The 18744-nt window shown below is 57.7% G+C and carries 14 protein-coding genes; 8 read left to right on the top strand and 6 right to left on the bottom strand.

All coding sequences use genetic code 11. From position 1 onward, the window contains the following. Positions 1-13 precede the first annotated feature (13 nt). On the top strand, positions 14-2461 hold the full coding sequence (gene glgP / locus FHC51_RS03945; protein WP_103824789.1) for a glycogen phosphorylase: 2448 nt from the start codon (positions 14-16) through the stop codon (positions 2459-2461). Between the two features lie 139 nt (positions 2462-2600). Here glgP and glpD read toward each other — a convergent pair whose 3' ends face one another. Further along, positions 2601-4109, bottom strand: a complete 1509-nt coding sequence (gene glpD / locus FHC51_RS03940) for a glycerol-3-phosphate dehydrogenase (RefSeq protein ID WP_220434934.1) — start codon at positions 4107-4109, stop codon at positions 2601-2603. A 206-nt stretch (positions 4110-4315) separates the two neighbouring features. Here glpD and glpE point away from each other — a divergent pair, with 206 nt between their 5' ends. The 3 genes from glpE to FHC51_RS03925 are packed head-to-tail and all read left to right on the top strand — an operon-like array spanning position 4316 to position 6297. Then, positions 4316-4645 carry a thiosulfate sulfurtransferase GlpE gene (gene glpE, locus FHC51_RS03935; RefSeq protein WP_103177330.1) on the top strand — a complete coding sequence of 110 codons (330 nt, stop codon included), beginning with the start codon at positions 4316-4318 and terminating at the stop codon, positions 4643-4645. 44 nt (positions 4646-4689) lie between these two features. Beyond that, positions 4690-5520 carry a rhomboid family intramembrane serine protease GlpG gene (gene glpG, locus FHC51_RS03930; RefSeq protein ID WP_103824791.1) on the top strand — a complete coding sequence of 277 codons (831 nt, stop codon included), beginning with the start codon at positions 4690-4692 and terminating at the stop codon, positions 5518-5520. A gap of 18 nt (positions 5521-5538) precedes the next feature. Continuing rightward, positions 5539-6297, top strand: a complete 759-nt coding sequence (locus tag FHC51_RS03925; protein WP_103824792.1) for a DeoR/GlpR family transcriptional regulator — start codon at positions 5539-5541, stop codon at positions 6295-6297. A 129-nt stretch (positions 6298-6426) separates the two neighbouring features. Here FHC51_RS03925 and malT read toward each other — a convergent pair whose 3' ends face one another. Beyond that, positions 6427-9132, bottom strand: coding sequence for an HTH-type transcriptional regulator MalT (malT, locus tag FHC51_RS03920; protein ID WP_220434933.1), 2706 nt, complete (start codon positions 9130-9132; stop codon positions 6427-6429). A 584-nt stretch (positions 9133-9716) separates the two neighbouring features. Between malT and malP the strand changes: the two genes are divergently transcribed. Together malP and malQ are read left to right on the top strand one after the other, a co-directional pair. Then, positions 9717-12110, top strand: a complete 2394-nt coding sequence (gene malP, locus FHC51_RS03915) for a maltodextrin phosphorylase (RefSeq protein WP_220434932.1) — start codon at positions 9717-9719, stop codon at positions 12108-12110. Between the two features lie 9 nt (positions 12111-12119). Continuing rightward, positions 12120-14204, top strand: coding sequence for a 4-alpha-glucanotransferase (malQ, locus tag FHC51_RS03910; RefSeq protein WP_220434931.1), 2085 nt, complete (start codon positions 12120-12122; stop codon positions 14202-14204). Between the two features lie 126 nt (positions 14205-14330). On the opposite strand, the gene gntT is transcribed toward malQ, so the two are convergent. The 3 genes from gntT to gntX form a co-directional block, all read right to left on the bottom strand. Next, positions 14331-15647, bottom strand: coding sequence for a gluconate transporter (gene gntT, locus FHC51_RS03905; RefSeq protein ID WP_103824796.1), 1317 nt, complete (start codon positions 15645-15647; stop codon positions 14331-14333). 307 nt (positions 15648-15954) lie between these two features. Then, positions 15955-16530, bottom strand: coding sequence for a Fe-S biogenesis protein NfuA (nfuA, locus tag FHC51_RS03900; protein ID WP_103824797.1), 576 nt, complete (start codon positions 16528-16530; stop codon positions 15955-15957). Positions 16531-16588: 58 nt separating this feature from the next. Beyond that, entirely contained in the window at positions 16589-17272 is a 684-nt protein-coding gene (gntX, locus tag FHC51_RS03895; protein WP_220434930.1) for a DNA utilization protein GntX, read from the bottom strand. A gap of 36 nt (positions 17273-17308) precedes the next feature. Here gntX and bioH point away from each other — a divergent pair, with 36 nt between their 5' ends. Together bioH and FHC51_RS03885 are read left to right on the top strand one after the other, a co-directional pair. Then, positions 17309-18082, top strand: coding sequence for a pimeloyl-ACP methyl ester esterase BioH (gene bioH, locus FHC51_RS03890; RefSeq protein WP_220434929.1), 774 nt, complete (start codon positions 17309-17311; stop codon positions 18080-18082). 114 nt (positions 18083-18196) lie between these two features. After that, a complete protein-coding gene (locus tag FHC51_RS03885; RefSeq protein ID WP_103177320.1) occupies positions 18197-18466 on the top strand; it encodes a YdgH/BhsA/McbA-like domain containing protein in 270 nt (89 codons plus the stop codon). 40 nt (positions 18467-18506) lie between these two features. Here the strand turns inward: FHC51_RS03885 and feoC are convergent, their stop codons facing one another. Next, a complete protein-coding gene (gene feoC, locus FHC51_RS03880; RefSeq protein ID WP_103177319.1) occupies positions 18507-18743 on the bottom strand; it encodes a [Fe-S]-dependent transcriptional repressor FeoC in 237 nt (78 codons plus the stop codon). Between the last annotated feature and the right edge of the window lies 1 nt (position 18744).

Raw genomic sequence — 18744 nt, 5'->3', positions numbered from 1 at the left:
TGGAATCAGAGATATGAATGCACCCTTTTCCTATGCGTCTCCCACGGTAAGCATTGAGGCGTTAAAGCACTCCATTGCTTACAAGCTGATGTTCACCATTGGCAAAGACCCGGTCATCGCCAACAAACACGAATGGCTCAACGCCACCCTGTTTGCGGTGCGTGACCGGCTGGTTGAGCGCTGGCTGCGCTCCAACCGCGCCCAGCTCTCACAGGAGACTCGCCAGGTTTACTATCTGTCGATGGAGTTTTTGATTGGCCGCACCCTTTCCAACGCGCTGTTGTCGCTGGGTATCTATGACGACGTCAAAACTGCGCTGGAAGAGATGGGGTTAGATTTAGAAGAGCTGATTGATGAAGAGAACGACCCTGGCCTCGGCAACGGTGGTCTGGGCCGTCTGGCGGCCTGCTTCCTCGATTCGCTGGCGACCCTCGCCCTGCCAGGGCGTGGCTACGGTATCCGCTACGATTACGGCATGTTCAAACAGAACATTGTCGATGGCCGACAAAAAGAGTCTCCGGACTACTGGCTGGAGTATGGCAATCCTTGGGAGTTCAAGCGCCACAATACCCGCTATAAAGTCCGCTTCGGTGGCCGTATTCAGCAGGAAGGCAAGAAGAGCCGCTGGGTCGAAACCGAAGAGATCCTGGCTGTGGCTTACGATCAGATCATTCCCGGCTACGACACTGACGCCACCAATACGCTGCGCCTGTGGAACGCCCAGGCCAGTAGCGAGATTAACCTCGGTAAGTTCAACCAGGGCGACTACTTCGCGGCGGTGGAAGATAAAAACCACTCCGAGAACGTCTCCCGGGTGCTCTATCCGGATGATTCCACCTACTCCGGGCGCGAGCTGCGCCTGCGTCAGGAGTACTTCCTGGTCTCCGCGACCATTCAGGATATCCTGAGCCGTCACTACCAGCTGCACAAAACCTACGCCAATCTGGCGGATAAGATCGCAATTCACCTGAATGACACCCACCCGGTGTTGTCGATCCCTGAGCTGATGCGCTTGCTGATTGACGAGCACAAGTTCAGCTGGGACGAGGCGTTTGAGGTGACCTGCCAGGTCTTCTCCTACACCAACCACACGTTGATGAGCGAAGCGCTGGAAACCTGGCCAGTAGATATGCTCGGCAAAATCCTGCCGCGCCACCTGCAGATTATCTTCGAGATTAACGACTTCTTCCTGAGAACGTTGCAGGAGCAGTATCCGCACGACACCGGCCTGCTGAGCCGCACCTCGATCATTGATGAATCCAATGGCCGCCGGGTGCGCATGGCGTGGCTGGCGGTGGTGATCAGCCACAAGGTCAACGGCGTGTCTGAGCTGCACTCGAACCTGATGGTGCAGTCGCTGTTCGCAGACTTTGCGAAAATCTTCCCGATGCGTTTCTGCAACGTCACCAACGGGGTGACGCCACGCCGCTGGTTGGCGCTGGCGAACCAGCCGCTCTCTGATGTGCTCGACGAGAACATTGGCCGCACCTGGCGGACCGATTTAAGCCAGCTGAGCGAGCTCGAGCAGCATGCTGACTTCCCGACGGTGAATAAAGCGGTGCGTGATGCCAAGCTGCTCAATAAAAAGCGGCTGGCGGTATGGATGGCGCTGCATCTTAACGTGGTGGCTAACCCGAAAGCGCTGTTCGACGTGCAGATCAAACGTATCCACGAGTACAAGCGTCAGCTGATGAACGTGCTGCACGTGATAACCCGCTACAACCGCATCAAGGCCGACCCGGATGCGGACTGGGTGCCACGCGTGAACATCTTCGCCGGTAAAGCCGCCTCGGCATATTACATGGCGAAGCACATTATTCATCTGATCAACGACGTGGCGAAGGTGATCAATAACGATCCGCAGATTGGCGACAAGCTGAAGGTCGTCTTTATCCCGAACTACAGCGTGAGTCTGGCCCAGCTGATCATTCCGGCCGCCGATCTCTCGGAGCAGATCTCGACCGCAGGCACCGAAGCCTCTGGCACCAGTAACATGAAGTTTGCCCTCAACGGCGCGCTGACCATCGGCACGCTGGATGGCGCCAATGTTGAAATGCTGGAGCACGTGGGTGAAGAGAACATCTTTATCTTCGGTAACACCACGGAAGAGGTGGAGGCGCTGCGTGCTAAGGGCTACTCGCCGCGTGATTATTACGAGCAGGATGAAGAGTTGCGTCAGGTGCTGACCCAGATCGGCACCGGGGTATTTAACCCGGACGAGCCTGGCCGCTACCGCGACCTGGTGGATTCGCTGATTAACTTCGGTGACCACTACCAAGTGCTGGCTGACTACCGCAGCTATGTGGATTGTCAGGACAAGGTCGACGAGCTGTACCGCAAGCCGGAAGAGTGGGCCACCAAAGCGATGCACAACATCGCCAATATGGGCTACTTCTCGTCGGATCGCACCATCCAGGAGTATGCCGAGAACATCTGGCATATCAAACCGGTGCGGTTGTAAAAAATGCCGGGTGGCGGCTGCGCCTTACCCGGCCTACGTACTTTTGTCTTTTGTAGGTCCGGTAAGCGCCAGCGCCACCGGGCACGAAGCCCGCACGAAACCTGTAGGCCCGGTAAGCGTTAGCGCCACCGGGCATTTTTTATGATGCTAACGACAGCTCACGCTTTCCCATACGCTGCGCCAGCCACAGCGCCACGCGCGACTGTTGCTCCGCATTGAGCCACATCCCCTCTTTGGTGCGACGCCAGAGCGCATCGTCTGCGCGGCGTACCCACTCGTGGTCGGCTAAGTAGCGCAGTTCCGCCTCGTAAAACTCGTGGCCAAAATGTTCGCCCAGATCGGTCAGATCCTTCGCCCCGTTCAGGATCAACTCGCTGTTGCTGCCGTAGGTGCGGGCAAAGTGGCGGGCCATGGATTCGCTGATAAACGGATAGCGACGGCGCAGTTTTGCCGCGTAGTCATCGCGGTTGCCGCCGATATCACCTCCAGGCAGTACCGCGCCTTTGGTCCATGCCGGGCCGATACCCTGGTAGTAGGGGGCCAGTTTTTCCATCGCATGTTCCGCCAGCTTACGGTAGGTGGTGAGCTTGCCGCCAAACACCGACAGCAGCGGCGCTTTGCCGTGATCGTCGTGAATATCAAGCGTGTAGTCGCGGGTGATGGCCTGCGGTGAATCGGATTCGTCATCGCACAGCGGACGCACGCCAGAGTAGCTCCAGACCACATCCTCACGCGTCAGCGTCTTTTTAAAGTGCGCGTTATAGACCTCCAGCAGATAGCTGACTTCGCTCTCGTCGATCTCAACGTTCTTCGGATCGCCTTTGTACTCCACGTCGGTGGTGCCAATGATGGAGAACTCATCCATCCACGGGATCACAAACACGATGCGCTTGTCTTCGTTTTGCAGAATATAGGCCTGCTTCTGGGTATGGACGCGCGGCACCACAATGTGGCTACCTTTGATCAGGCGGATGCCATACGGTGACGGCAGCTGCATCCCCTGGTCAAAGAACTGCTTCACCCATGGGCCGGTGGCGTTCACCAGCCCGCGTGCCTGCCAGCTGAAGCGCTCGCCGGTATCGATATCTTCCGCTTCGACAATCCACAGCCCCTTTTCCCGGCGCGCCGAGACCGCGCGGGTACGGGTTTTCACCTCGCCGCCTTTGCGTTCAACCATTTGCGCGTTGGCCAGCACCAGGCGGGCATCGTCCACCCAGCAGTCGGAATATTCGAATCCGCGCACGATTTCAGGCTTCAGCACCGAGTCTGTGCCAAAACGCACACCGGCAGAGGCGGGCAGGCTGGTGCGTTTACCCAGGTGGTCGTACATAAACAGACCAATGCGGATCATCCATGCCGGGCGCAGATGCGGGCGGTGCGGCAGACGAAAACGCATCGGCGTGGCGATATGGGGCGCCATTTTCAGCAGCACTTCACGTTCCGCCAGCGCTTCACTCACCAGGCGGAACTCATAGTGTTCCAGGTAACGCAGGCCACCGTGGATCAGTTTGGAGCTGGCGGAGGAGGTGGCACAGGCGAGATCCTGCGCTTCCAGCATCAGGACAGATAACCCGCGCCCGGCCGCATCAGCCGCAATACCTGCACCGTTGATACCGCCACCTATTACAATCAGATCTTTAGTTTCCATTGCATCCTCACGCACTTTCGTTAAAGCTCAAAAATGTTCGATATCGCTCATATTAGCAAAGGAAATGGATTTTAGTAACATCAAAAAAACATTTTTGAGTGATAGAGCTAACATAATGGCGTTTACCCGCCGCCACGACGTACACTAACCGTTAAAATAGTGCGGTCCCAGGCCGCACGGCACGTGAACAGACAACAGAGAGCACCATGGAACAATTTGAATGTATTAACGTAGAAGAAGCCCATCAGAAGATGCACCAGGGCACCGCAGTGCTGGTGGATATTCGCGATCCGCAAAGTTTTGCGATGGGCCACACCCCGGGCGCATTCCATCTGACCAATGCCTCGCTCGCCGAGTTTATGCGTGACAACGATTTCGACACCCCGGTGATGGTGATGTGCTATCACGGCAACAGCAGTAAGGGGGCGGCGCAATATCTGCTGCAACAGGGCTATGACTCGGTTTACAGCGTGGACGGCGGCTTCGATGCCTGGCACCGTCATTTCCCGGCAGAAGTCGAGCACGCGGGCATTTAGGGTATATACTGTCCCCTTTTGTGTGGAATAAGCGACTGCCGCCGATGCTACTGATCACCTCTTTTAACAACCCGCGCGTCGCCCAGGCGTTTGTCGACTACATGGCGACGCAGGGTGTCATTCTTACCATTCAACAACATACGCAAACCGACGTCTGGCTGGCGGATGAGAGCCAGGCTGCCCGGGTTGAGGCGGAGCTGGCGCGTTTTCTGGAAAATCCCGGCGATGCACGCTATCTGGCGGCGAGCTGGCAGTCCGGCCATACCGGTAGCGGCCTGCGTTATCAGCGCTTTCCTTTCCTTGCGACCCTGCGCGAACGCGCGGGGCCGTTTACCCTGGGGTTAATGGCGGCCTGCATTCTGGTCTTCATTATGATGAGCGTGGTGGGTGATCAGCAGATCATGCTGCTGCTGGCCTGGCCCTATGACGCCTCGTTAGAGTTCGAATTCTGGCGCTACTTCACCCACGCGCTGATGCACTTCTCGTTCCTGCATATTCTCTTTAACCTGCTGTGGTGGTGGTATCTCGGCGGGGCGGTGGAGAAACGGCTCGGCAGCGGCAAGCTCATCGTGCTCACCCTTATCAGCGCGCTGCTCAGCGGCTTTATCCAGCATAAGTTCGGCGGCCCGTGGTTTGGTGGCCTTTCCGGCGTGGTCTACGCGCTGATGGGCTATGTCTGGCTGCGCGGCGAGCGCGATCCAGAGAGCGGTATCTACCTGCAGCGCGGGTTGATGACCTTTGCATTAATCTGGATTATTGCCGGATGGTTTGATCTGTTTGGTATGGCGATTGCCAACGGTGCTCACGTCGCCGGGCTGGCGGTCGGGCTGGCGATGGCGTTTGCCGATACGCTCAATGCGCGAAAACGAACATAAATCTGGCAGGGAACTCCGATGAAACAAACACAACGTCATGATGCCATTATTGACCTGGTGAAAAAGCAGGGATACGTCAGTACCGAAGAGCTGGTGGAGCAGTTTGCCGTCAGCCCGCAGACCATCCGCCGCGACCTCAACGACCTGGCCGATCAGAACCGTATCCTGCGCCACCACGGCGGCGCGGCGCTGCCCTCCAGTTCGGTCAACACCCCCTGGCATGACCGCAAGGCGACGCAGACCTCGGAAAAGGAGCGTATCGCCCGTAAGGTCGCCAGTCAGATCCCCAACGGCGCGACGCTGTTTATCGACATCGGCACCACGCCGGAGGCGGTGGCGCATGCCCTGCTCGGCCATGAAAATTTGCGTATTGTGACCAACAACCTCAACGTCGCCACCACCCTGATGCAGAAAGAGGACTTTCGCATCATTCTGGCGGGCGGCGAGCTGCGCAGCCGTGACGGCGGCATTATTGGCGAGGCGACCCTCGACTTCATCTCCCAGTTCCGCCTCGACTTTGGCATTCTCGGCATCAGCGGCATTGATACCGACGGCTCGCTGCTGGAGTTTGACTACCACGAAGTGCGCACCAAGCGGGCGATCATTGAGAACTCGCGCCATGTCATGCTGGTGGTGGATCACTCCAAGTTTGGCCGTAACGCGATGGTGAACATGGGCAGCATAAGTATGGTGAATGCGGTTTACACCGACGTGATGCCGCCAGCGGGTGTGTTGAAGGTCATTAAAGATAATAACTTGCAGTTAGAGCTGTGCTGAATTCATGTCGGGTGGCGCTGCGCTTACCCGACCTACAAAACCGTAGGCCCGCGCAAGCGCAGCGCCGCCGGGCAATAAATGGCAACAAAACCGTAGGCCCGCGCAAGCGCAGCGCCGCCGGGCAATGCCCTACACGCCGTACCCCATCATCTTCAACAGCTGCTGCGCATGCTGCACCGCGTCCTGACGGTGGGCGACGCCCAGCTTCTGATACAGGTTCCGGATATGCGTTTTAATGGTGGTGGCCGCCACCGCCAGCTCACCGGCAATCTGCTCGTTGCTGTAGCCTGAGTAAATCAGCCCCAGAACCTGCCATTCGCGCTGGGTCAGCGGACTGGTGCGGATCAGCTCCGGCACTTCCGGGTGATTCAGCAGACGCTCCACAAAGGTCTCGTCGAAGTGGGCAAACTTGTGGCGATGATGCTGGTTAATCTCACGCAGAATGCGCTGGGCACGGTGCTGATCCAGCTCCGGCAGCGTGTTCAGCTGAATAAGCTGGCGCAGCTGCTGCGCCATGGTCTCGCCTTCAATCACAAAGTGGCTGATAAAGCCGGTGCGATTAGCCAGCTGTAACGCTTCCAGCAGTACGCGCTGGGCGTCATTCTTACGGCCTGACTGCCAGTAAAGCTGGTTTTGCAGCAGCAGGTTGCGGTTGAGATCGCTCATCAGACGCAAGCTGCGGGCATTTTCGTTCAGCTCTTCCAGTACCATCTCTGCCGTTTCAAATTCGCCTAACAGGATCTGCGCCCGGGCAATGTTGCGCCACTGGCTCTGCAGGAAGTGGTTATTGGCGAACGCCGGCTTCGGCGTCTGGCGCAGCCAGTTGGCCGCCGATTTCTTGTCGCCAGTCATCTGCCAGTAGATCACCCGCACCTTATCGGCGTTGGATACCCAGTCGCTGTGGTACTGACCGTTGCCGAGCAGGTTTTCCAGGCGGTTGAGATGGTTCCGGGCGTTGTCGAGATCGCCGCGCGCCAGCGAGCACTGCACCAGCAGGCCCAGACACTGCAACTGCTGCTGCGGCTGATAGGTGGAGAGCACATTGACCCCAAGACGGGCGGTGCTTTCGGCTTCGTCCAGACGTGCCCACGCCCACAGAAGCTGGGCGCGAATGCGCAGCAGGAACTCATGCATTGGCAGCTGTTCCAGATGCTGATCGCGGATCAGATTGAACGCTTTTTCCTGCGTCTCCCAGGCGGCCTGCAGGAAGCCCTGGGCAAACAAAATTTCGCTCTGCTGGATCAGGCTCCACAGCGCGTAGTGCCAGACATCGTGGCGGCGCGCCATCTGTTCGGTCTGCTGCATCAGCGACAGGGAACGGGTGAGATCGCCTTTACAGTGCAATACTTCCCCATGCACCGAGGTGGCAACGATACGGCTGTAGAAGTTCGCCAGGGGCAGCTCTTCCAGCGCGACCATCGACAGGCGCTGGGCCTCTTCCTGGTCGCCGTCATTGATCGCCACCTGCGCGCGCAGGGCGTTAAACTCGCCGTGCAGGGCAGCATCCATCTCGCCCTTCATCTCCTGCTCGGCGCGGGCCAGCAGGGTGTTTACTTCGCTGTAGCGATGCTGGCTTTGCATCAGCCAGGCCTGGAGCAGCACCAGGCGTGGATTTTCCAGCAGGCTCTCCCACGGCAGGGCGCGCAGCGACTCTTCCAGCAGGGCCAGCTCGCTGTGATTAAACAGGCTCCAGGCGTGGTTGAGCAGGATATCGCGCAGCATATGGGCATCGCCCGCTGCCAGCGCGTGATGAATCGCCTCGCTCGGGAAGCCCTGCGCCATCCAGCTCTCGGCGGCGGCGCGGTGGATTTCCGGTAATTCGGTTGCCAGCTCCCACTGACAGCGCTGGCGCAGGAAGCTGCCAAACAGCGGGTGGTAGCTGAACCACTCCCCGGAGTCATCCATGCGCTGCAGGAACAACCCCTGACGCTCAATCTCTTCCAGGCGCATCTGGCCGTTGTCTTCGCCGGTGACGCGCACAATCAGCGCATCGTTCATCGAGCGCAGCAGGGAGCTTTTCAGCAGGAACTGACGGGTGGATTGATCGACACTGTTGAGCACCTCATCCACCAGGTAATCGGAGAGGTGGCTGGCATTGATCCCCGACAGACGACGGGCGGACTGCTGCGTCGGGCTGTTGTTATGCCGCGCCGACAGGGCAATCAACTGCAGGGCGGTCGCCCAGCCTGCCACGTCGTCGCACAGTCGGCTGCTTTCCGCCACCTCGATAGGGGATTTCAGGCGGCAGTCAAAGAACTGCTTCGCCTCCTGATGGGTAAAGGAGAGCTGCTGGCTGCCGATTTCCAGCAGCTGATCGCGCACGCGCAGGTTGGCAATACCCAGCTGCGGCAGGTTGCGTGACAGTACCACCAGGGTCAGGTTTTCCGGCTGATGACGCAGGAAAAAGCGCATCGACTCATGGATCACCGGGTTGGTGATCAGATGATAATCGTCAATGACCAGATAGAGCGGGCGATGCCATTCGGCCAGCTCGATAAAGAGTTGGGAAAACAGTGAAGAGAGGCTGGCGTACTGCCGCTTTTGCACCATGCTTTCGCTGGTTACGCAGTGTCCGTTGGTCGCCTGCTGAATGGCGGCGATAAGATAACTGGCGAAACGCTCCTGCTGGTTATCGCCCTCATCAAGGGAGTACCAGCCAAGATCGGTCTTGCCGGATGCCCACTGCGAAATGAGCGTGGTTTTGCCGTACCCGGCAGGGCTCGTTACCAGCGCCAGTCGAAAATTGTTCGCGCCGGAAAGTTTCGCCAGCAAGCGTTCGCGGACCACAGTATGGTCAAGACGAACCGGGCGACTTAATTTTGACGGAATCAACATAGTTTTCACTTCACTGTGTGGAAATCGAGATTTTTGATTTTTTTTGCGCTTCGTAATTAATGCATATAAGGTCGGTCAGAAACCTCTTTATTGCAAGTTATGTCCGGGTTTTATATCCCTTAATTTGCACTCGGTCACAAAAATATATGCTGGGGTGCGGGAACTTTTCCGATGGGCCTCGAAAGCGCATGGATACTGGTTTGGCGCGTATGCGGAACGTTAAGCATAAAAAGGAATATAGAATCGTAAAGGCTGTGAAAAGTTAATAAAGTCCTGGGATGGTTACCCTGGTAAAATAACCCTCTGCGATGCAGTAAAATCCTACAGTTATTATTTCAGGTAAGTAATTATTACTGCGCTCATATATTTCTTCTGAAAACCTGTTTCATTTTTTGACACTCTTCCCGGTAATCTCGTCTGCAATGCCCCACACTCTGGCTGCGGAAAGTGGCCGCGATCACACTTTATCGCTCATCCCCGCTACTCCTCCCCGCCTAATCCCTGGCAGGAGGAGGAAGAGCCATAAGTAGCCAGGCACACTAGCGCCAACGTTTTATTTTCTCTCTACAGGATGCAGATTCCCTATGTCACAGCCTACTTTCAACAAAGCTCAATTCCAGGCTGCCCTGACGCGTCAGTGGCAGCGTTTTGGTTTACATGCCGCTGAAGAGATGACCTCCCGCCAGTGGTGGCAGGCCGTCAGTGGAGCGCTCGCCGAGTTACTGAGCGCCCAACCCGCAGTAGAACCGGCGAAAGATCAGCGCCACGTTAACTACATCTCAATGGAATTCCTGATTGGCCGTCTGACCGGCAACAATCTGCTTAACCTGGGCTGGTATCAGGAGGTGAGCGATGTGCTGAACGCGCACAACGTTAACCTGACCGACCTGCTGGAAGAGGAGATCGACCCGGCGCTCGGCAACGGCGGTCTGGGTCGCCTGGCGGCCTGTTTCCTCGACTCCATGGCGACGGTAGGCCAGTCGGCGATCGGCTATGGTCTGAACTATCAGTATGGCCTGTTCCGTCAGTCCTTTGCCGACGGCCAGCAGATGGAAGCCCCGGATGACTGGCATCGTGGCAGCTACCCGTGGTTCCGCCACAACGAAGCGCTGGATGTGCAGGTGGGCATTGGCGGTAAAGTGACGAAAGCGGGTCAGTGGGAGCCGGGCTTCACCATCACCGGCCAGGCCTGGGATCTGCCGGTGCTGGGCTACCGTAACGGCGTGGCCCAGCCGCTGCGTCTGTGGCAGGCGACCCATGCCCATCCGTTCAACCTGACCAAATTCAACGACGGTGATTTCCTGCGTGCTGAGCAGCAGGGGATCGACGCCGACAAGCTGACCAAGGTTCTCTACCCGAACGACAACCATCTGGCGGGCAAAAAGCTGCGTCTGATGCAGCAGTACTTCCAGTGCGCCTGCTCCGTGGCCGATATTCTGCGTCGTCATCACCTGGCGGGCCGCAAGCTGGCGGAGCTGGCAGATTACGAAGTGATCCAGCTGAACGACACCCACCCAACCATTGCCATTCCGGAACTGCTGCGCGTGCTGATCGACGAGCATCAGCTGAGCTGGGATGACGCCTGGGCGATTACCAGCAAGACCTTCGCCTACACCAACCACACCCTGATGCCAGAGGCGCTGGAGTGCTGGGACGAGAAGCTGATTAAAACCCTGCTGCCTCGTCATATGCAGATCATCACCGAAATCAACAACCGCTTCAAAAAGCAGGTCGATAAAACCTGGCCGGGCGATAAAGCAGTATGGGCGAAGCTGGCGGTAGTGTTCGATAAACAGGTGCGCATGGCTAACCTCTGCGTGGTGAGCGGTTTTGCGGTAAACGGCGTGGCTGCGCTGCACTCCGACCTGGTGGTGAAAGATCTGTTCCCGGAATATCACCAGCTGTGGCCGAACAAGTTCCACAACGTGACCAACGGCATCACCCCGCGTCGCTGGATCAAGCAGTGCAACCCGGCACTCTCCGCGCTGCTGGATTCATCGCTGGATAAAGAGTGGGCCAACGATCTCGACCAGCTGATTAACCTCGAGAAGTATGCCGACGATGCGGCGTTCCGCGAGACTTACCGCACCATCAAGCAGGACAACAAAGTGCGCCTGGCGGCGTACGTCAAAGCCCGTACCGGGATTGAGATCAACCCGAACGCGCTGTTTGATATCCAGATTAAGCGTCTGCACGAGTACAAGCGTCAGCACCTGAACCTGCTGCACATTCTGGCGCTGTACAAAGAGATCCGTGAGAACCCGCAGGCCGACCGCGTGCCACGCGTGTTCCTGTTTGGCGCGAAAGCGGCGCCGGGCTACTACCTGGCAAAAAACATTATCTTCGCTATCAATAAAGTGGCCGACGCGGTGAACAACGATCCGAAAGTGGGCGACAAGCTGAAGGTGGTCTTCCTGCCGGATTACTGCGTCTCGGCGGCCGAGCTGTTAATCCCGGCGGCGGACGTTTCTGAGCAGATTTCTACCGCCGGTAAAGAGGCCTCCGGCACCGGTAACATGAAGCTGGCTCTGAACGGCGCGCTGACTGTGGGTACTCTGGACGGGGCGAACGTTGAGATTGCCGAGCAGGTGGGCGACGAGAACATCTTTATCTTCGGCCATACTGTAGAAGAGGTGAAAGCCATTAAAGCCAAAGGTTACGACCCGGTGAAATGGCGTAAAAAAGACAAACTGCTGGATGCGGTACTGAAAGAGCTGGAGAGCGGCAAATACAGCGACGGCGACAAGCACGCGTTCGACCAGATGCTGCACAGCATCGGCAAAGAGGGCGGCGACCCGTACCTGCTGATGGCGGACTTTGCGGGCTACGTTGAGGCGCAGAAACAGGTCGATGTTCTGTATCGCGACCAGGAAGCATGGACCCGGGCGTGCATTCTGAACACCGCGCGCTGCGGCATGTTCAGCTCTGACCGTTCAATCCGCGACTACCAGACCCGCATCTGGCAGGCAAAACGCTAAGGAAGCGCGATGGAAAGTAAACGTCTCGATAATGCCGCACTGGCGGCGGGCATCAGCCCCAGCTACATCAATGCTCATGGTAAACCGCAGTCTATTGGTGCTGAAACCAAGAGGCGTTTGCTGGATGCCATGCATAAAGCCAAACCCGTCGCGAAAGCGGCGGTTACCCCCGTCCCGAACGTGATGGTCTACACCGCCGGGAAAAAGATGCCGCTGACGATCGAAGGCAGCGGCGACTTTAGCTGGCTGCTGACCACCGAAGAGGGACATCAGCATAAGGGCCACGCCACGGGCGGCAAAAACCTTAACCTTCCGGCAAAACTGCCGGAGGGCTACCACACGCTGACGCTCACCCAGGACGGCCAGCGCTGGCACTGCCGGGTGATTGTGGCGCCAAAACGCTGCTACGAGCCGCAGGCGCTGAAAGAGGGCAAAAAGCTGTGGGGTGCCTGTGTGCAGCTCTACACGCTGCGCTCGGAGAATAACTGGGGGATCGGCGATTTCGGCGATCTGAAAAAGATGCTGGCGGATGTCGGCAAGCGCGGCGGGGCCTTTATCGGCCTTAACCCGATCCATGCGCTCTATCCGGCTAACCCGGAGAGCGCCAGCCCGTACAGCCCGTCGTCCCGTCGCTGGCTGAACGTGATTTATATCGACGTGAATGCCGTTGAGGATTTTCGCAACAGCGACGAGGCGCAGGCCTGGTGGAAGATGGAGACTACCCGCCAGTCGCTGCAACGCGCCCGCGATGCCGAGTGGGTCGATTATGCTTCCGTCACCGCGCTGAAGATGGCCGCGCTGCGTATGGCGTGGAAAGGCTTTACACAGCGTGACGACGAACAGATGGCGGCCTTCCGGGCGTTTGTTGCCCGTGAAGGGGAGAGCCTCTACTGGCAGGCGGCGTTCGACGCGCTGCATGCGCATCAGGTGAAAGAGGATGAAATGCGCTGGGGCTGGCCGGTCTGGCCTGAGCAGTATCAGTCCGTCGACTCCCCGGCAGTGAAAGCGTTTTGCGACGAACATGCCGACGAGGTCGATTTTTACCTCTGGCTGCAGTGGCTGGCCTACAGCCAGTTCGCAGCCTGCTGGCAGGAGAGCCAGGGTTACGACATGCCGATTGGTCTCTACCGTGACCTGGCGGTGGGTGTGGCCGAAGGCGGGGCGGAGACCTGGTGCGATCGCGAGCTTTACTGCCTGAAAGCCTCGGTCGGTGCGCCACCGGATATTCTTGGCCCACTCGGCCAGAACTGGGGTCTGCCGCCGATGGACCCGCACGTGATTGCGGCTCGCGCTTATGAGCCCTTTATCGAGCTGCTGCGCGCCAACATGCAGAACTGCGGTGCGCTGCGTATCGACCATGTGATGTCGGTGTTGCGTCTGTGGTGGATCCCCTACGGCGAAACCGCCGACCACGGCGCCTACGTGCATTATCCGGTGGACGATCTGCTCTCTATCCTTGCGCTGGAGAGTAAGCGCCATAACTGTATGGTAATCGGTGAAGATCTCGGTACCGTACCGGTAGAAATTGTCAGCAAGCTGCGTGACAGCGGCGTGTACTCCTACAAGGTGCTCTATTTTGAAAACGACCTTGAAAAGAACTTCCGCGCGCCGGAGGCGTATCCAGAACAATCAATGGCAGTCGCGACGACGCATGACCTTCCTACGCTTCGGGGCTGGTGGGACAGCGGCGACCTTACCCTGGGCAAGACGCTGGGTCTCTACCCTGACGAAGTGATGCTCCGCGGGCTTTATCAGGATCGTGAGCTGTCGAAGCAGGGGCTGCTGGATGCGTTGCATGAGCACGGCTGCCTGCCAAAACGCACCGGGCATAAGGCGTCGTTGATGTCGATGACCCCGACGCTCAACCGCGGGTTACAGCGCTACATTGCCGACAGCAACAGTGCGCTGCTGGGGTTGCAGCCGGAAGACTGGCTGGGTATGGCGGAGCCGGTTAACATTCCGGGCACCAGCTACCAGTACAAGAACTGGCGTCGCAAGCTCTCTACGTCTCTTGAAGCGATGTTTGCCGATGATGGGGTGAATAAGCTGATTAAAGATTTGGATAAGCGGCGAAAAGCGGCTGCGAAGAAGTGATAAAAAAACCCGCCGGATGGCGGGTTTTTTATTGCCCGGTGACGCGTAGCGATCCGGGCCTACGGAATGAGCATGCTCTGCTTTTGTAGGCCGGGTAAGGCGCAGCCGCCACCCGGCGCTGTCACATCACACCACCATACCCAGCAGCAGACACCCAATCAGGCCGCAGACGGAGATGATGGTCTCCAGCATTGACCAGGACTTGATGGTCTCACCGATGGTCAGGTTGAAGTACTCCTTGAACAGCCAGAAGCCCGGATCGTTGACGTGAGAGAAGATCACGCTACCGGAACCGACCGCGATAACCATCAGCTCAGGGCTGACGCCGGTGGTGGCAATCAGTGGCGCCACGATACCGCCCGCAGTGATAGCGGCCACGGTGGCAGATCCCAGTGCGATACGCAGGACCGCGGCGATAGACCAGGCCATCAGGATAGGAGAGATGTTGGTTTCATGCATCATGGAGGCGATGTACTTGTCCACGCCGCTATCCACCAGAACCTGTTTGAACGCACCGCCACCACCGATGATCAGCAGCATCATGGCGATGATTTTGATCGAGGAGCCCAGGGTGTCGTTAATCTGATCCATGGAGCGGCCACGGTTCAGACCAAAGGTGAAAAGCGCAATCAGAACCGCGATCAGCGTCGCCATTACCGGGTCGCCCAGGAACTCAGCCACGCCCAGAACCGGATGGCCTTTCGGCAGCACCATTTCACAGACGGCGCGCATGGCCATTAGCACAACCGGTACCAGAGAGGTCCAGACGCTGACGGCAAAGCTTGGCATCTCGGCTTCAGTAAAGGTTTTGGCGTTGTACAGCCCTTCCGGGATCGGCTTGTCGATACCTTTCAGGCAACGGGCAAATACCGGGCCTGCCAGGATAACGGTCGGGATCGCAAGGATGGTACCGAACAGCAGGGTTTTACCCATATCAGCATGGAAAATGGTGGCGATAGCGGTCGGGCCCGGGTGCGGCGGCAGGAAGCCGTGGGTCACCGACAGTGCAGCGGCCATCGGCACACCGACATAGAGCAGCGGGATGCTGGCAGAAGCGGCGATGGTGAACACCAGCGGCAGCATCAGCACGAAGCCCACTTCGTAGAACAGCGCGAAACCAACGGTAAAGCCGGTTAAAACCACCGCCCACTGAATGTTGTTTTTGCCGAATTTAGCAATCAGCGTGGTTGCGATGCGCTGTGCGCCACCGCAGTCAGCCAGCATTTTACCGAGCATGGCGCCGAAGCCCATGATCAGCGCGAGGCTACCGAGCGTACCGCCCACGCCAGCTTTAATGGAGCTGATAACTTTTACCAGCGGCATACCCTGCATCAGGCCGACAGCAAGTGCCACCAGAACAAGGGCGATAAAACCGTTCATTTTGAAACGGATCATCAAGAGCAGTAACAGGATTACACCGATAGCGACAATGACTAATGGCATGATTATCTGGCCTTAAAAATTGTTATGGGTAACGTCATTATTTCAACGACATACTAATGTTGCCCCAACTGGGAACGGCTAACTGATGGCACACAGAGAGGCTGCCTTCTAAATCTTTAGTTTAGTCGGTCGGCGTAAAGCTGTTTTAGTGCCCGTGAGAATGATACGGGTAACATGTGTAGCTTGAGAATGACCCCGGTGGTCAAAATGTGAATTCTGAGACGCAGGTCATGTTATGAGGCAAGGGAAGAGGGGATGTGTTTGTAGGCCCGGTAAGCGTAGCGCCACCGGGCAAGCAAACGGGCAATCAGTAGTAGGAGTGTTCGCCGCGCTGGTGTTCGGTAAGATCGCGCACGCCTTTCAGCTCCGGGAACTCGTTCAGCAGCTGCTTCTCGATCCCCTCTTTCAGGGTGACGTCGACCATGGAACAGCCGTTACAGCCGCCGCCAAACTGCAGAATCGCCAGACCGTCTTCGGTGATCTCCATCAGGGAGACGCGACCACCGTGACCCGCCAGCTGCGGGTTGATCTGGGACTGCAGCAGATACTCAACGCGCTCCATCAGCGGAGCGTCATCGCCCACTTTACGCATTTTGGCGTTTGGTGCTTTCAGGGTTAACTGCGAGCCCAGCTGGTCGGTGACAAAATCAATTTCCGCATCTTCCAGATACGGGGCGCTCAGCTCATCGACATAGGCAGTGAGCTGCTCAAATTTCAGGGCGGTGTCAGTTGCTTCCACAGCATCCGGTGGGCAATAAGAGACGCCGCATTCTGCATTCGGGGTGCCCGGGTTGATCACGAATACGCGGATCTGGGTCCCTTCTTCCTGATTTGCCAGCAGTTTGGCAAAGTGCGCTTGTGCAGCATCGGAAATACGGATCATAGAATTGGCCTAATAGTTGACTAAATTACCTGGGTATAATACGCCCAACCTGAGGGCGCTACAAGGTTCGACACAGACACCATACCTGAACCGACGCCGCGCCGCTTCGCAAAAGCAGGCGGGAGAGCTCCGCGACGGTAGCGCCTGTTGTCACGACATCATCCACCAGAGCGATATGGCGTCCTGCCACCGGGAATTCAAGCGCAAAGGCATGCTGCAGGTTGCGTTTACGCAGTCGCGCGCTGAGCAGATGCTGGGCCGGGGTCGCACGGGTGCGGCGAAGGGCGTCGGGAACATAGCGGCAGTTTAACCAGCGGGCCAGCGGGCGACAGAGCAGGTCACTCTGGTTAAAACCGCGCCGCCAGTGCCGCCGGGACCAGAGCGGCACGCTGACCATCATATCGACACGCGGTAAACCGTGGCTGCGCCTGGCCCGCAACAGCGCCAACAGTAACAGCCTCGCCAGCGGCTGGGCCAGCTGGCTGCGGCGGGAAAATTTTAGCTGATGGACAAGCAGACTTACCGGCGGCCTGTAACCGCACACCGCCACCAGTGCCTGCCACGGCGGCGGTTTACGCAGGCAGCGCCCACAGGGCAGGTGAGGGTGAATGGCCGGCAAGCCGCACCGGGGACAACAACTCCCCCGCGGGGCAATTCCCCTTTCACATACGGAACAGACTCCCCAATGGCCGAGGGTCAGCGGCATCCGGCATAGCCAGCACAAGCCGGGCACTGTTAGCATAGACAACCTCCTTGTGAAAAAAGAGAACAGTAATCGATGAACAACCTTTGGTGGCAGACCGTCGGGACAGGAAATTGTCATCTTGTGCTGCTGCACGGATGGGGGCTGAATGCCGAAGTATGGCGTTGCGTCAGTGAGGAACTGGCCTCGCATTTTACGCTGCACCTGGTGGATCTGCCGGGCTTTGGCCGCAGCCGGGATTTTGGCGCGATGACGCTTGAGGAGATGGCGGAGCAGGTGCTGGCTCAGGCCCCGGATCGGGCGATCTGGCTCGGCTGGAGCCTGGGCGGACTGGTGGCGAGCCAGGTTGCCCTGACTCACCCGGAGCGGGTGCAGGCCCTGGTCACCGTGGCGTCATCCCCTTGTTTTAGCGCCCAGGGGGAGTGGCCGGGGATCAAACCTGAGGTGCTGGCCGGTTTCCAGCAGCAGCTGAGCAATGATTTCCAGCGCACGGTGGAGCGTTTTCTTGCCCTGCAAACCATGGGCACAGAAACGGCACGCCAGGATGCCCGCACGCTGAAAACCACGGTGCTGTCATTGCCGATGCCGGAGGTGGAGGTGCTGAATGGTGGGCTGGAGATCCTGAAAACGGCCGATCTGCGCACGCCGCTGGCGTCGCTTTCGCTGCCGCATCTGCGTATGTATGGCTATCTGGACGGGCTGGTGCCGCGCAAGATCGTGCCGCTGCTGGATGAGCAATGGCCGCAGAGCGAAGCCCTGATCATCGCCAAAGCGGCGCATGCGCCCTTCATCTCACACTCCGACGAGTTTTGCGCGGCGTTGATCGCCTTAAGTCATCGTTTAAACTGATTATTTTTTCATTTCAGCTGGAAAAAGTGACGTACCGCAACAATACTCAATATATCGTTGCGGTTATCCCGCGTTCGATAATCAAAATTACAATCATCTTTGGGAGTCATGACTATGAAACTTGTCACAGGTATTGTTGCTTCTCTGGTTATTGGATCACTCTCTTTTGGTGTTATGGCGGCGGAAGAGATCCAGAAAGACAAAGTCAAAGAGATGAATTTGACGAAAGTTGGCCATATCTCTACGTCTGACACCACCGCGCCAATGGATGCGCGAAAAGAGCTTTCACAGAAAGCGGATGAGATGGGCGGTAAATACTTTGTCGTCACCAGCGCCAACAAAGATTCGAAAGACATCCGCGCGACCGCAGAAGTCTACAAATAATTGCACAAAGCCGGGCAGACTTGCCCGGCTTTATTCACGCTTAACGCAGCGCCCACCACTCCCTGAGGCAGGCTTTTCCTTCGGGGCAGCTTTTACAGCTGCCGGTTAAGCAGCCGTCGGCATCTTCCTGAATCCGCTTCGCTTTGCCCATCGCCTCAAGACGTTGCAGCATGGCCTCGATCATCGCCTGCGGGGTATGCAGCATCTGGCTAAGCTGGGTGGCCTCCATTCTTCCCTGTAGCGCCAGTAAATCACGTACTTCAATTAACGATGCCATG

It is taken from the genome of Leclercia sp. EC_58 (assembly GCF_019584355.1).
GTDB lineage: Bacteria > Pseudomonadota > Gammaproteobacteria > Enterobacterales > Enterobacteriaceae > Enterobacter.
This window is presented reverse-complemented; position numbering and strand designations above follow the sequence as displayed.